Source organism: Paenibacillus paeoniae, from assembly GCF_003388735.1.
Classification (GTDB): Bacteria; Bacillota; Bacilli; order Paenibacillales; family Paenibacillaceae; genus Pristimantibacillus; species Pristimantibacillus paeoniae.
In genome coordinates, this window is sequence record NZ_QUBQ01000007.1 from 112614 (window position 1) to 128545 (window position 15932).

The window sequence follows — 15932 nt, forward strand, 5'->3', positions numbered from 1 at the left end:
AGTTTATAATAGTTGGGAACCATGGTGGGACATTCCGGGGACTAGAAGGAGTGTGAGCGTTGCGTTTGAATCTGCCCAATTTGTTGACAGCTTTGCGTTTTCTGTTGATTCCTGTCTATATTGGTATATTTGTTAGCGGTCACATGATTCCAGCCTTTCTCATTGTGGTCGCTGCTGGTGTGACGGATGTCATGGACGGCTATATTGCCCGCAAGTACGGACAAGTGACGACGATTGGCGAAATGCTGGATCCTTTAGCGGATAAGCTGATGTTAATTACGGTCATATTGTCGCTGCTTCTGACCGGCTATATTTCGTGGTGGGCCGCAGGAGCTATGTTTCTGCGCGATCTTGGGATGATTGCGGCAGGGCTATTGACTCATTTTCGAGGGAAACGGGCCGTGCCTGCCAATTGGATGGGCAAGCTGACGACCGTGATGTTTTATTTTGCGATCATGTTTATCTTTTTTCAAGCGTCTTTTGCCCATACATACTTATGGATCGTTATTGCGTTTTCATTCGTAACTTCTTTCGTGTATTTGGCGTCTTATAAGGAGCTGAACCGCGAGAACCATACTAAACAAGCATAAACACAGAAAGAGGCTTGACCCCGGACACTTTAGGTCAGGGTGGTCAAGCCCCCTTATCTTAACCTCCATAATCTGCAGATTTATGAAGGATAGGATTAGTTTCGCTTAAGTAGGCCTGTTTTATACTATGAAATGTTGAAGGGAGTCGTTTATTATGATGGATATTATACAAATTCAAGAAATCATTCCTCACAGACCGCCGTTTTTGCTGATTGACCGGATTTTGGAGGTTGAGGCAGGCGTGCGTGCGGTAGGACTAAAGAACGTTACGATGAACGAGCCTTTTTTTGTTGGTCACTTCCCAGGTTATCCGGTTATGCCGGGCGTGTTGATTGTGGAAGCATTAGCTCAAGTCGGTACGGTGGCTATGCTGATGGTCGAGGCGAATAGAGGGAAGCTTGGTTTCTTCGCAGGCATCGACGGATTCCGTTTCCGCGAGCAGGTGAAGCCGGGTGATACGCTTATACTGGAAGTGGAGATTACACGTCTGAAAGGACCAATCGGAAAAGGAAAAGCCACAGCTAAAGTAGGGGACAAGGTCGTCGCAGAGGGCGAGCTTATGTTTGCTTTGACTGAACGTTCATAAACCTGTTGGAAGTGTAGCCGATAGGAAACCATATGGATAAGGGAGAGTAGTCGAGGGTGAGCGATCTGAGTAATGATAGCATCCGGGCTCGTTACGAGACCTGGCTGAATGATCCTGTAATCGATCAGGCGACGAAAGATGAGCTGAGGGCAATTGCAGGCGAAGAGAAGGAACTGACGGACCGTTTTTACCGTGAGTTGGAATTCGGAACTGGCGGACTGCGCGGTGTCATGGGAGCCGGAACGAATCGTTTGAACGCCTACACGGTAGGCAAAGCGACGCAAGGACTAGCGAACTGGATTTTGGACAATGGCGATGAAAGGAAATTGCCATCTGTTGTCATTGCATACGATTCCCGCAATCACTCAGCCGAATTCGCTCTGGATACGGCGCTTGTTCTTGCTGGAAACGGGATCAAAGCTTATCTGTTTCAGGAGCTGCGTCCTACGCCTCAGCTGTCATTCGCCGTTCGCGATTTGGGCGCTTCAGGCGGCATTGTCATTACTGCGAGTCATAACCCGCCGGAATACAACGGTTATAAGGTGTACGGCTCGGATGGCTGTCAGCTCATTCCAGAGGATGCAGAGCAGGTTATTGCTTCTATTGCAGCCATTAACAGCTTTGGCGCTATTAAGAGGGCGAGCAGAGGAGAAGCGGAGACGGAAGGTCTGCTGGTATGGCTGGGGGAGGAAGAGGATCGTCGCTATACGGAGACGGTCGTGGGAGAGAGCTTGAACGGGAAGCTACTGCACGGCGAGCTGGGCGAGCGATTCGGCATCGTGTTTACACCCTTGCATGGATCGGGCAATAAGCCTGTTCGCGCTGCGCTAGCCGGAGCCGGCTTCAGGCATGTACTCGTCGTCGAAGGGCAGGAGCATCCCGACGGCTACTTCAGCACGGTCAAATCACCCAATCCGGAGGAACGCGAAGCATTCGAGCTGGCAATTGCACTGGCGAAGAAGGAAGCCGCTGCCATCATCATCGGGACGGATCCCGACGCAGACCGAATGGGTGCGTTTGTTAGAGACCGCCAAGGTGAATATGTTGCGCTGACAGGCAACCAATCGGGTGCGTTAATGGTGCATTATAAGCTTAGCCTGCTGAAGGAAAGAGGACTGCTTGCCGATAACGGAGTCGTCATCAAGACGATTGTCACCAGCGAGATGGGAGCCGATATCGCTCGCGCCTTCGGAGTAAGTGTAGAGAATACACTAACTGGATTCAAATATATTGGTGAGAAGATGACGGCATATGAGAAAACCGCGGAGCGGTCCTTCTTATTTGGTTATGAGGAGAGCTATGGTTATCTCACCGGCACGTATGCGCGGGATAAGGATGCTGTTGTTGCGTCTTTGTTGATCTGCGAGGCTGCCGCTTATTACAGCATGCAAGGTAAGACACTGCTTGATGTGCTTCAAGAGCTGTATGAGAACCACGGCTATTATCTTGAGGGCTTGGAGTCGCGTACACTCAAAGGTTTCGACGGTGTACAGAAAATCAGCGCTATTATGGAAGATTGGCGTTTCAATCCTCCGGCTATTATGAATGGAATTCGTATCAAGTCGGTTCAGGATTATGGAAATAGTCTGGACGGGCTTCGTCCTGAAAATGTATTGAAATACGAACTGGAAGACGGTTCGTGGTTCTGCTTGAGACCATCCGGCACGGAGCCCAAAATTAAAGTTTATTTTGGCGTGAAGAAAGAGTCGGCGGATGCTTCCGCAGCTGCGCTGCAGCAATTGCGGCAAACGGTTATGTCCCGTGTGGACGGACTGACTTAACAAGGAATAGAACGGAGGAGTAACGTGCTCATGCGTTGGCAGCGTTGGAATCGGAAGGCAAAGCTATGGCTGTGGGTCATTACGCTTGTAGGCGTGGTGGCGGCTATGCCGCTTGGTATATCGCGGATAGCGATGGAGAAATCTGCGAATACGATCGAGTATGTATTTGATCATAGGGATATTGTGGAGGTCGCAGAGCTTCGTTCTAATCCCAAACAATTTCTGAGTGATAAGGTGGACTTGCTCAAGGAGTCTGGCATTTCGACGATGTCGGTCTATGAAAGCTCGCTAAAGGAACTTATGCAGGCCGGCAGACTAACTTATTACAATGAAAAAGAAGCCGCTTTGCTGCAAGGTAAACTGCCTGACGAGCGGGTTAACTATACGTATGTTCTTTTTAACGGACGTGAGGAAGAAGATAAGATCGGTCCGATCCTGCGCGAGGCGTACGGTCGGATGCAAGTTCCGATCCGCAATTGGTCATTTGATGGACGGCCAGGCCTCATTATCGAAGAATCGCTGTCCGCAGCTGTGCTGAAGACGCTCGACTTTGATCCTATGACGATACAAGAGCTCTTGGACAAAGGATTCCATATCTTACCTCGTTTCTCTGATCGGGTTGTACCTTACGATTCGGAGCGCACGGCAGCACAGTTGGAACGACTCAAGTCGTATGGTGTGACGCGTATATTGTTCGATGGAGAGAAGGCTAAAGGCACTTCTGACCAATCGGCGCTGAATAGCTTGGACAGCTTCGGCGAATTGCTAAAGCAATACGATATCGGTCTCATTGCGATTGAGAATTTGAAAAAACCGCAGCAAGGCATAAATAAACTGGCTTATGTAACAGATTATAATGTGACAAGGCTTTACTCGCTGTCTCCAGAGGACAGCATCGAGATGACGCAGGAAGGTATCGTCGATCGCTTCTTGCTGGCAGCGAAAGATCGCAATATTCGGATGTTCTTCCTGAACACGATGAATCAAGGCAGCACGGACACTGGGCTGCTGAATCATTCGGTGGACAAGCTCGCAGCAGCAATGAGCGGACCAAACGGCGTGGTCGCCCAATTGGAAGCGGCCGGATACACGACGGGATTGGCGCAGCCTTTCTCCTTCGATAAGCCTGCGTGGGAGAAGCCTTTGCGAGGCGTCGTAGCTCTCGGCGCGATTGCGATCATTACATTGTTGATTAGCGCGTTTATCCCGCATATTTCCATTCTAGTATTTTTGCTTGGTCTCATTGGTTCGGCAGGTTTGTTCGTTCTGAACAGCTCGCTTATGGAGCAAGCTCTTGCACTTGGCGCAGCGGTAAGCGGACCGACGCTGGCGCTGATCTGGGTCATGAACCGCATCTATTCCCGTACCATCGGCGAACGACGCATGGTTGGCGGCGAGGAATGGACGGTCGGAAATGCTGCTCAAGAATCTGATGGACGGACGCAGTGGGTATTCCCTAGCGTTTCCATCGGCCGACGAATTGGCATTGCTTTGAACTGGTTTGTCGTGGCGACATGCATCTCGCTTACAGCTGTTCCGCTTGTATTCGGCTTGTTGAACAACATTACGTACAGCTTGGTGTTGGAGCAGTTCAGAGGCGTAAGCTTGCTTCATCTGGGCCCTATTGCGCTGATTACGCTTTACATCCTGCTTTATGAAAGCAGCGAAGGTCGTGGCGTGTTCGGACGCGCTGTCAAGCTGCTCCGTCAGCCGATTCTGGTCATGTGGGTCGTTATTGCGGCCATCGTGGGCGCTGTAGGCTTCTACTATTTGTCGCGTACAGGCAATTCAGGACAAGTGACTTGGGTAGAATTGATTATCCGCAATTGGCTGGAATCGACATTTGGTGTTCGTCCGCGCTTTAAAGAATTTATGCTTGGACATCCGCCGTTGCTGCTAGGACTGTTCCTTGCGATTCGTTACCGCGCAGCTTGGGTATTAATCATTGTGGGCATCATTGGACAGCTGACTATGGTCAGCACGTTCACCCATATTCATACGCCGCTATACATTTCAATCGTACGCACGCTGCTTGGTCTTGGAGCAGGTCTTATCATTGGCGGTATCTTCATCGCGGTTTGGATCGTATTGGAAGGAGCATGGCGCAAATGGCTGGCACCAATGATTCGCAAACATTCCGCATAGCCATATCTGGTTATTACGGCTTCCGCAATAGCGGCGACGAAGCGGTGCTTCGTTCCATTCTGTTGGCGCTGAAGGAAGAGGGAGACAAACAAGGCATGCGCGTCGAGCCAATCGTGCTTAGCGCCGATCCTGCTTGGACGACCGCGATGTATGGCGTAGAGGCTGTCCATCGGATGAAGCCAGGCGACGTACTTCGTGCGATCCGTAGCAGCCACGGATTGATTAGCGGCGGCGGCAGCTTGCTTCAGGACGTGACGAGCGGGAAGACGATTCCATATTATATCGGAATCATGAAGCTTGCCCAGTGGCTGGGTAAGCCAACCTTTGCCTATGCGCAAGGCATAGGGCCGATCAATCGCCGCTCCATGGATTGGATGATCCGGAGCGCGATGCGCCGGAGCAAGTATGTGTCGGTGCGGGATGCTGAATCCGCCGCTCTGCTTGGGCGGATCGGCATGCCGCTGGACCGGATCGATGTTGTACCCGATCCGGTGATGGGGCTCCCGCTGCCGGAGGGTTCACCGGCAGCAGAGCCGCGCGCAGGCGCGGACGAGACGCCGCCGGTTATCGGCGTCTCGCTGCGCCGTTGGCGCGAGGACGGCGCCGATATGGTGCGCGCCGCCGAGGCGCTGGTCGCGCTGTCGAAGCGCAGGCCGGTTCGGCTGCGCTTCTTGCCGTTCCACACCCCTTCCGACCGGGTAACGTCGGAAGAGGTGATGGAACGGCTGAGCGGCCGGCTCGGCGAAGGAAGCACCGCCGAGCTGGCCGCCCCGGGCGACGACCCCCAGGCGATGCTGCTGGAGGTCAGTCGCTGCGACGCTTTGTTCGGCATGCGCCTCCACGCGCTTATTTACGCCGCCAATCAACAAATTCCGATGCTTGGGCTGTCGTACGACCCCAAGATCGATCAATTTTTGAACCGATTGAATCTGCGTCCCATAGGGACGACAGAATCGCTTGATGCGGAGGCGTTCGCAGATGAAGCATGCGCTCTGCTGGGCGCGCCTGAGGCATGGCGCAGCAAGCACGGCCCTGCAATTGAGACGCTAAAACAACAAGCAAAAAATCCCGCGCAACAAATCTTGCAAATATTGCGTCAATATAGATCGAGGTGATTTCCTCATGTCGAAACAACTAACAACCGTGCCGATCTTCGGCGTACCGTTCTCGAAAATGAGCATGAACGAGACGGTTAACTACTTGACAGAGGCTATTGAGGATGGATGCTTGACGCATGTCGTAACAGCGAATCCGATTATGGTCATGGAAGCTTTGGACAAACCAGAATTTGCTGCCGTATTACACAAGGCTGATCTGATCGTGCCGGATGGCGCGGGTGTTGTATGGGCTGCGAAGACGGTAGGCAATCCTGTCGCCGAGCGTGTAGCGGGCTTTGACCTGATGCACCGGCTCATGGAGCAAGGAGAGAAGCGGCGATGGACCGCTTATTTGCTGGGGACTTCCCAGGAAATTATTGAGGCAGCCGCCGAGAAACTGCAACTGCAATATCCGCAAGTCCGAATTGTGGGCTATCGCAACGGATTTTTTGGCCCCAATGAAGACGAGGCCATTGTAGAAGAAATTCGCAGTCTCAAGCCTCATCTTCTGTTCGTAGCGCGCGGCATGGATAAGGAAGCTTGGAACGCGCAATACAAAGAGCGTCTCGGCGTGCCGTTTATTATGGGCGTCGGAGGAAGCTTCGACATTGTGTCCGGTAAGCTGAAGCGCGCTCCGATGATTTATCAGAAGCTTCGGATTGAATGGCTTTATCGCTTATTTCAGGAGCCTTCCCGCTATAAGCGGATGCTTGCGCTGCCGAAATTCGTAGTGAAAGTGCTTCGCAACAAAGAAAACGTGACAAAACCACGTCCTGAGGCGCAATAATGTGGGTATTTTCATGAAAATTGGTTGAAAACGGTGTTGGTAATTCTTTTTCGATCGGAGTATAATTCACTTCGGAGCAAATGGTTGCCCAGGTGATTGCAGTTGCCGAATAAGGGACCGTTTCCCGGTGAAATATAAGCAGAGTACTCGCTCATGGGCAAGACTGCTTATGTTTTCAGAAAAGGAGAGTTGTACACATGCCAGTTGGCTTCTTGTATACGATGGGATTTATTATCGCTCTTTTATTAGCACTTGCCATGACGCCGCTTGTGAAGAAATTTGCGTTCAAGATTGGCGCCATTGACAAACCGAACCACCGGAAAGTACATACGCGCATTATGCCGCGTCTCGGAGGACTCGCTATTTATATCGCATTCGTGGGGGCGTTTCTAGCCGTCTCGCCGTTTATCCCGGACGGACTGCTTCGCCCGCGCGACGTGAACATGATTAATGCGCTGCTCGTAGGCGGAACCATTATTATCATTCTCGGCGCACTGGATGACCGCTTTGAGTTGTCGGCCAAGGTTAAGCTGCTCGGTCAAATCGCGGCTGCCTGCGTCGTTGTATTCGGCTTCAATGTCCGAATTGATCTCGTGAATATTCCGTTCGGCGAGACGATGCAGCCGATTGCGGAGTGGATTGGTATCCCGCTTACGATTCTTTGGATCGTTGGCGTGACGAACGCCATCAATTTAATTGATGGTCTGGATGGCCTTGCTGCCGGTGTATCGGGCATCTCCATCGCGACTATTGTTGTCATGGCTTCCTTGATGGGCTTCCAGCCTGTCATTCTGCTCAGCACGCTATTGCTAGGCGGCATTATCGGTTTTCTTGTATTCAATTTTCACCCTGCCAAAATCTTTATGGGTGACTCCGGCTCGCTGTTCTTGGGCTTCAGCTTGGCGACCTTATCCATGCTTGGATTCAAGCAGGTAACCATCGTATCCTTTGTCACGCCGCTGCTTATCATCGGCGTACCGCTTTCGGATACATTCTTTGCTATCGTTCGCCGTTGGGTGAACAAGAAGCCGATCTTTGCACCGGATAAAGGACATTTGCATCATAGGCTTCAGGACCTTGGCTTCAGCCATCGTCGCACGGTATTGATTATTTGGGGGATTGCCGCAATCTTTGGCGTCCTGGCCATTATTCAATCCGCTGTCGTGCAATCGAGCGCAGCAAACTGGATTACCTTTGCGGTAATATGCCTGCTGATGTTCTTCTTGCAGCTTGGTGCGGAGTTGACAGGCATCGTCGACAAAACCAGACGTCCGCTTATCAATTTCCTGGCTCGCATCGGCGTTCGCATAGCCAAGGTAGATACGCAGCAGTCGCGCGGCAAGTAACTCGGACTTATTCTCTTTAGCCTCGCATCCACCCGGATGTGGGGCTTTTTATATGCCTGGAAACCTGAACACTAGGAGTATAAGCCTAATTGCGCCAGTAATTTACCAGCTTGTCTAAACATCTGTGATTTAATCGCCGATAAAAAACATACAGAACTTTTCTTGGGTCAGCGCGTCTATTACAGGAAGAGAGAATATCTGACTATGGAGGAAAAGGGAGGAACAATTATAAGTCAGTCATCATCCTATGGACGAGCTATCCAATGACTATAGCCCTATTTCTTGATGGTCCAAGTGGTCCAGCTGACTTACGCGCAGCTTAAGAACAGATTCGCATAAAGGAGGAACACCGTTTTGAAAAGAGCACTATCCCTACTTTTAACATTCGCGCTTATCGTCACCCTATTGCCGAGCTACATGGCACCGCAAACGGCAAACGCCGCAGGAGCCTATTTCCTGTTCCCAAATGAGAATGACACAAGAGCCAATGCAAGAATTGTCTCCACGAAGACTATCCTAATCAGTGGCACCATTAACGGCGTTGTCGGCAGCTCCATCAGCTACAATGTCAAGCAAGTGACGTCCACCGGACTAGAGGAAGTATTGAATACGACGGAAGAAATTACAACGGGGATCACAACTACAGGCGATAACCGTATCAGCATCAACAGTCTTATTCTATTTCCGGGCATGAACAAAATTACGCTCAAAGGCATTGCAGGCACATCCATGGTCTCGGAATCCATCTATATCGAATACCGTGACAACCCAATGTTGTATGACCTTAAAGTAACCTTCGAAAATCAGGACTATGATATGAAGGAAACAGAGCCTACCATGCTCTATTCCAATTCTCCGAATATTACGCAACAAGGACAAATCGTTATTACAGGTCGCGCGCCTAATGCAACAAAAGTAACGATTGATATCAACGGCCGCAGTTATGACTTCAATGTGTCCACCGGCAATAACAATAACCGGTTCAGCACATCGCAGCTGACTATCGATAAGGGTATAAACAATATTAAATTTAGAGTTCATAACGGTGGTCAAGTTGTAGAAACTACACGTCAAGTAGCGTTCTACAATGGTGAGGTTACATACTACAACCTTAAGATCAGCGATGCTGCGAAATCATCCAATCTGCAAAACAATACAGACTTCTCTACTGGTTCGGGAACAGGTATTAAAATATCCGGAACGGCTATTATCCCATTGCCACTGCATGATTTGAAGGTTGATCCGAACAATACAGTTCCTACGGCAAATATTGGGGCAAAACTGAAGGATTTGCTAGCATTAAGTGTACAAGGCGGGGCATCAGAGGTGGCCCCGGATACCGTAACCTATACACCAACTGTGATTGATGCTACAACCAAATTCATTACCGTTGACTTCTCGTATAACTTGGCACCTTTAACGTTTGATACTAAGAACAGTATTCGTTTTAGAGCGCCAAATTTAAGGCAATACGATTGGTCGAGCTGGATCGATTTTACTCTCAGAAATAACACGAAAGCATTTATCCACGACATTAACTATTTGACGGGCTTTGATAGTTCGATGACTGAGCCAATTGAGAATAAGCCCAGCATCGTTAAAGCTAAGGACCTTAGTCGTGTGTTGAGTTTGCAGAGCACGGATATTCCAAGTGGAGGAGTAGATGTATACTCTGTTCCTATGGGTGTAGAATTACTCATTGGCAATTACGGAACTCTTGCTGGAGAGAATATGGCGAATATTACTAACTTAATTAATAATATTTTGCTTAAAACGGTTCCTGTCAACCCCACAAATCCCATCGTGTATAAGCTTGTAGTGGATGGAAATGAGAAGCCACTGGGTCAGATTGTGAATCAAAATGTAAACAACGAGCAAGTTTCTTACCTTCGTGTGTTTCTGGAGATTCAAAAACTGCCAAATTCGGGATCGAATACAATCACGTTCCAATTGAATCATTCCAGCGCGTCTAACGAAACCAAGAGCATCATTGCTCGACTGCTTTATGGACCTTACATGAAATTTGATTCCATTGTGGATGGGATGGACGTGAGGTTTGACTCTGTTAACGGCACGCCAGAAAGCTTGTTGAGTCAATTAGGCAATTTTAATGGTCAGTTATTCAATGTTGTGAATGATAGCGAAATTAAATATTCAGGTACGGATCAATCGGTCTTCTTATACATTAATAATGTTGCCGTGGATTTGAAAGATGCGGGGACTTTAACGAAGTTTCAGCTTGATAGTACTAGTACTAGCTCCAAAGGCACGCCGGCATTCATTTCTGGCATTTTGAATAAAGCAGGTAGCAATACCATCAAATTTGTGTTTATTTCGAAAAGCAATAATTATGAATACACATTAAGGTTCAGCATTGTGCCAACCAATCTGCCTACAGTCCCGGCTCCTAATACGGACGGAGTCTATCCGTATACACGAGGTCAATGGCCACCGGTGTCTGCGGACTCCAGCTTTAATAAACAAGGATCTGTATACACGACACGTGAAGCTGATTTTGATGTGTATGGCACATTCGACTTTGTAGACTTAGGTACGGTTCCAGGTAATGTACAATCCAGTTTATCGAGATTGACTCTACAGGATTACATTGTTACTATTGACTCGCCGAACTGGAAGAGTCCTGTAAGCTGGAATTTAGGACAAGAATTCTATCTTGTGGACAAGGATAGAAACATTCTAACTCAAACTGGCGGTAAAGACGGGCCTCCGATTATTATTAATCCAGGTCAGAAACCATCTACGCCAGATGCATCTGTCCAATTTTATTACGATGTAAATGCACAGAACTTCTTCTTTACCATTAATGGCCAAATGATGCCTGCAGACGGAAGCTCTACGGTATATGTTATTACCGTATTTAATGCTGGCGTCAACGGACCTCGTGCGACGCATCGACTGGAAATCAACCCAATTTCGATTCCGTACAGCATTAAATTGCCTGTAAAAGAAGAGAGGGTTACAAATCGCAACTTCGTAGAGGTTATCATTAGCTCGCCAGGTGCCGATTCCATTATCATTGGAAAGGAAAAGGCGGAGAAGGTAACCTATGTTGACCACGGGGCAAATGATAGCGGAACAGCATATGTCGAGGCTTTTAGAGCTGTTGTAAAGGACCTGAGAGCTGGTCGAGATACCAAGATACCGTTCCAGATTACGCGCGGTGACGATACAATCAAGCAGGAGCTTACCGTCAAATACGTACCGACGAATATTCCAGGCGCTCAGATGCTGGAAACGATGTCTTCCTCGCATAAACTGTTCAACAATGCGCTGACATTGACATTTAAGAAAAATACACAATTAATTAGACCGGATCATAACGCATCTACCGGACATGCATCACAGGTCTACAATAATAATGATATCTTGTTTGCAATTGCAAATCCGAATGACGGCATTGTAGATCGTCATCTGTATGAAGGACAACCGCCGAATTACTCGGCAACGAGTCAAGCAGCCGGCAACCTTCATATCGGATACAGATTCCAAGATGAGGCTAGACAATTTATTAAAGCAAGTCCGTTGTTCTGGATCGATGGAGGCCTGGCAGACAATCCTGATCCAAGCAGTCCAGCCTACGACCCAATTACGACCGGACAAGATCCGTTTCCATTCCCAAATCTGCTGAACAAATATACGGACAATTTTGCGGCACGTTGGGGACAATTCGATCGTGAATTGATGCCGAGCTCGCCAGGCTCACTGACGCTCACCTATGATTCTAATGTTGTACAGAGCGCGGGAACGACGATTACGGTATTCCGTTTTGACCCGTATAACAGCAAGTGGGAAAACATCGGCGGCGTTGTAGACGAGAAGAAACGCACGATTACTGTACCATTTACGAAATTCGGTTATTACGTAGCTGTTAAGCTGACACGCGGCTTTAACGACATTACGGATCATCCATATGCTCGCGAAGCGATGGAAGCCATCTTCTCCAAAGGCATTATGAACGCAATTGATCCAATTGGTATGTTTGGCGGGGATCGTTACGTCACACGCGGTGAGTTCACTCGTATGATCGTAAGAGCGATGGACTTGCCTCTGAACTATCAGGGCGCTCTTCACTTCTCTTACTATCCGGAGACGATTACGAACGCCAATCAGTCAAGCTCCATCTATGACTACCGCTATATTGAGACAGCTGCAAGGGCGGGTATCGTCAACGGCAAGCGTCCTGGCTTCTTCGATGAGGATGTGGAACTGACACGTCAAGAAGCGGCGGTTATTTTGGGAAGAGCGCTTCAACTGAAAATGGAGCCAGATTCGACGAAAGCGAAGAAATCACTGGATAAGATATTCAAGGATTCCGGCAACTTCGATTTCTATTCCATACCAGCCGTGTTGGCGATTCAAAAGAAAAACTTTATTCAAGGCAAGCTGGTCAATCCGGCGGATCCAAAAGAAGGATCGGTATTCGATCCGAAAGCAAGATTGCTCCGCAGCGATGCGGCCATTATTATGGCCCGTGTCATGAACGACATGAAGAAGCTGCCTAAGATATACAATTAATTACTGTCTTGGAAGAGGGGTTGGCGACATGCCAACCCCTCTTTTGTGCAATGTTACGAAAATTTTCAGCAATAGTGCGTGATTGGGCTTGTACAAGAGTAATAGAGAGAAACTTTATCCATGGAAAATCTTTTGCATCGACTCTCTGCATAGAACAAGCTATACTAACAACGTGATAAGGACGCGGGTTTGTCCCAAAAAAAGCCAACAATTTTTTTTCTGAAAGAAACGCAACTTTTCACAACGACATACGTTTAAATACATGACGTTATCGAGAGGGCGGCAAGTTTTTAATTGGAATGAATTCACAAGTTCCTCTTTACGGTACGAGTAGCCCATTGTATAATGTTATAGTGATGCAGATAGTCTAGCATCTATTCTTTCATGGTTTACAAGTTTCTACGACATGAGATTACATAGGGTTGATCATGCGTAGACATCATTTATACAAATTACTGCTCTACTCTGGGAAGGGGGTGAATCGGCTATGAGGGAAACGAGCAATTCATTATCCAAACAAAACTCTCAACAACCGAAGCAATTTAGAGGAGGAGAAAAAAAGGTTATGAAGAAAAGTTTATCCCTGTTAGTTGCGATTGCAATGGTATTCTCCATGTTCGCAGCTGTAACATCTGCAGCAGAGAAACAAACTGCTGGTGAGTATCTGCAAGAAATCGGCGTTATCAAAGGTAATCTTGAAGGAAATCTTAACGAAGACAAAGAGTGGAAGCGTGAAGATCTAACAGTTCTTCTGTCCCGTCTTCTGGGCGTAGAGAAAGCTGCTTCCGAGCATGCTAACAACCACGGTTTCACTGATGTAACAAACTCGTTCTACGACGGTTACATCTCTTGGGCTAAAGAACAAGGTCTGATGGAAGGTAAAGGCGACAACAAATTTGGTTACAACCAACCGCTTACTAACCAACAGTTCGCTGCAGTAGTTCTTCGTGCTCTTAAAATCGAAGCTGACTATGCTGACGTTCCTAAAGTAGCTGTTGAAAAGAAATTGGTTGCTGAAGGCACTGAATTCGCAGCTAACGCTCTTCGCGGTGTTACTTACGAAGTTATCGTAACAGCTCTGAACACAGAAGTTACTGGCACTGGCAAGAAACTGGGCACGATTCTGGGCCTTAAAGGTTTCGAAATCACTGCACTGACTGTTGAGACTGTAAAAGCTACTAACCGTGCAACAGTTGTTGTTGAATTCAACACTGAACTTGGTGATGCTAAAGCAACTAACTTCAAAGTTCACGAAAAAGGCGATCAATTCGCTACTAGAACAATTGACAAAGTTGCAGTTGACGGCAAAAAAGCTACACTGACATTGAATGATGTTCTAGCTAACGAAAAAGAATACACAGTGGTTGTTAGCGGCCTGAAAAACAAAGCTGGCGACTTCACACTGGATTCGGCTTCTAAAGAATTCACTTACAACAAAACAACTGCTACTTCCATCTCCTTTGGCGCTACTGTTTATGGAGCAGGCGATACAGTGAAGATTGTTATTAAGGATGCTAATGGCAACGACATTACTCCTAACTATGATCTTAACACTGCTGTGGAGCTTCAATCCTCCCAACAACACGTAGTTGGTAGAGAAAATGGCGTTGGAGCAATCAAAGCGCTTGTTAAAGGTTTCTCCGTAGTCAACTTGAAACTGGTTGATTCCGAACTTGAAACTGGAAACACTATTATTGATGTTAAAGAAACACTTAACGCTGTTACTACATTCAGCAAAATCGCGATTGGTGACCAATCCGAAGATAAACTTTCTATCTTCGCAAACGAAACAAGTGGAAAACTGTTTACAGTTGAAGTGAAAGATCAACACGGCAATCCTCTTGCAAAAGATATTGATTTCAAACTTTCTTACAGATCCAATTCGCCAACTTTGTTGGTTGTTGACCAACAAGGTAACCTGACTCCAATTGGCACAGGTACTGCAAGTGTTACTATTACTGCTACAGACGTGTACCAAACATCTAGAACTATCAGCAAAACTGTAAATGTTGTTGTTAAAGCAGAAGCTAAAGCAACTACGCTTAACGTTGTTCCTGGTAGCGTGAGACTGGTTCTTAATAAAAATGTTCCACAAAACCTGAAGGTTGAATTGCGTGACCAATACGGAGATCTCTTTACACCTCCAACAGCAGAAAAAGTTAAGTTCACAATTAATGCTGACGGCATCGTAGCTGGTTTCCTTAAAGGTGATACTGGTTTTAAAGAGGAATCATTTACTAATGGCGAAGCAAATCTTTCTTTGGCAGCAGGTAGTAACACTAAGTCTGGTTCTGCTACAATCAAAGTATCGTTCGGCAACCTTAGCAAAAACGTAGCGGTTTCTCTTGTTGAAGCCGGAAACTTCGCTGGTTATGTTGCGGTTCCAGAGCACACGACACTTGACTTGAACCCTACAGCCACTGATAAGAAACGTAAAGGTCCAGAACAAACTACAATTAAAGTTTACACTAAAGATACAAATGGCAACTACCTAGATGAAATTACTAACTTCGAATTGAAGTTCAGTGATGACAAAAAAGTAGTAATTGCTGATACTGTTACTCCAGACCCTACCATTGTTAAAGGTGGTAAAGTAGGTACTGAAAATGTTTATGTAACTGTAAACGATGTTCGTATTGCTACACTAGCTTTCACAGTTGTGAAAACTTCTCCAGTGTTGACTTCGGTTACACAAAACAACAACTCGCTGAACGTAAAAACTGTCGATGGTATCTTTACTACTAAACTTATCGGTCAAAAAACTCCTTCTGTAGATGGCGTCTTTGTTGCTTATGATCAATACGGCGACAAAATCGACATCAATGAAGGATCCGATTATGCATTCTTCACAGATAACAATGCGGTTGTATCCGTAGATACAACAAAGAAAACTGTAACTGCAGTTGGTGTTGGTACAGCTACTATTACTCTTGTGATTGAAACTGGTAAAGTTTACCACATTCAAGTTAAAGTTCAAGAGTAGTCTTTAAAACTGAAATATAGAAAAACCCTCTGGCTTAAGCCAGAGGGTTTTTCTATATTTTTGTATAACTGAACGCAACAA

The 15932-nt window shown here is 47.2% G+C and carries 9 protein-coding genes; all 9 read left to right on the forward strand.

What is annotated here, in order from left to right:
- The first annotated feature begins 65 nt into the window (after window positions 1-65).
- The 9 genes from DX130_RS23845 to DX130_RS23885 all read left to right on the forward strand — a co-directional run bounded on the left by DX130_RS23845 (window position 66) and on the right by DX130_RS23885 (window position 15851).
- On the forward strand, window positions 66-590 hold the full coding sequence (locus DX130_RS23845; protein WP_116049786.1) for a CDP-alcohol phosphatidyltransferase family protein: 525 nt from the start codon (window positions 66-68) through the stop codon (window positions 588-590).
- A gap of 154 nt (window positions 591-744) precedes the next feature.
- Complete coding sequence (gene fabZ / locus DX130_RS23850) at window positions 745-1176, forward strand: 3-hydroxyacyl-ACP dehydratase FabZ (RefSeq protein ID WP_116049650.1); 432 nt, start codon at window positions 745-747, stop codon at window positions 1174-1176.
- Window positions 1177-1232: 56 nt separating this feature from the next.
- On the forward strand, window positions 1233-2957 hold the full coding sequence (locus DX130_RS23855) for a phospho-sugar mutase (protein ID WP_116049652.1): 1725 nt from the start codon (window positions 1233-1235) through the stop codon (window positions 2955-2957).
- Between the two features lie 30 nt (window positions 2958-2987).
- The gene (locus DX130_RS23860; RefSeq protein ID WP_240644679.1) at window positions 2988-5102 is read left to right on the forward strand and encodes a DUF5693 family protein; all 2115 of its coding nucleotides are present in this window, start codon (window positions 2988-2990) and stop codon (window positions 5100-5102) included.
- The gene (csaB, locus tag DX130_RS23865) at window positions 5066-6217 is read left to right on the forward strand and encodes a polysaccharide pyruvyl transferase CsaB (protein ID WP_116049787.1); all 1152 of its coding nucleotides are present in this window, start codon (window positions 5066-5068) and stop codon (window positions 6215-6217) included. The genes DX130_RS23860 and csaB overlap by 37 nt, the downstream gene beginning before the upstream one ends.
- Before the next feature lie 7 nt (window positions 6218-6224).
- Window positions 6225-6986 (forward strand): WecB/TagA/CpsF family glycosyltransferase, encoded by a 762-nt coding sequence (locus tag DX130_RS23870; protein ID WP_116049655.1) that lies wholly within the window; start codon window positions 6225-6227, stop codon window positions 6984-6986.
- A gap of 197 nt (window positions 6987-7183) precedes the next feature.
- Window positions 7184-8332, forward strand: coding sequence for a glycosyltransferase family 4 protein (locus tag DX130_RS23875; protein ID WP_116049657.1), 1149 nt, complete (start codon window positions 7184-7186; stop codon window positions 8330-8332).
- Between the two features lie 354 nt (window positions 8333-8686).
- Window positions 8687-12868, forward strand: coding sequence for an S-layer homology domain-containing protein (locus DX130_RS23880; RefSeq protein WP_116049659.1), 4182 nt, complete (start codon window positions 8687-8689; stop codon window positions 12866-12868).
- A 487-nt stretch (window positions 12869-13355) separates the two neighbouring features.
- The gene (locus DX130_RS23885; RefSeq protein WP_116049661.1) at window positions 13356-15851 is read left to right on the forward strand and encodes an S-layer homology domain-containing protein; all 2496 of its coding nucleotides are present in this window, start codon (window positions 13356-13358) and stop codon (window positions 15849-15851) included.
- Window positions 15852-15932: the final 81 nt, after the last annotated feature.

Bases quoted from the DNA above. Each gene is read 5' to 3' on its own strand.
- DX130_RS23885 (WP_116049661.1), top strand. From the start codon at position 13,356: ATGAGGGAAACGAGCAATTCATTATCCAAACAAAACTCTCAACAACCG.
- DX130_RS23870 (WP_116049655.1), top strand. From the start codon at position 6,225: ATGTCGAAACAACTAACAACCGTGCCGATCTTCGGCGTACCGTTCTCG.
- csaB (WP_116049787.1), top strand. From the start codon at position 5,066: ATGGCTGGCACCAATGATTCGCAAACATTCCGCATAGCCATATCTGGT.
- DX130_RS23860 (WP_240644679.1), top strand. From the start codon at position 2,988: ATGCGTTGGCAGCGTTGGAATCGGAAGGCAAAGCTATGGCTGTGGGTC.
- DX130_RS23875 (WP_116049657.1), top strand. From the start codon at position 7,184: ATGCCAGTTGGCTTCTTGTATACGATGGGATTTATTATCGCTCTTTTA.
- fabZ (WP_116049650.1), top strand. From the start codon at position 745: ATGATGGATATTATACAAATTCAAGAAATCATTCCTCACAGACCGCCG.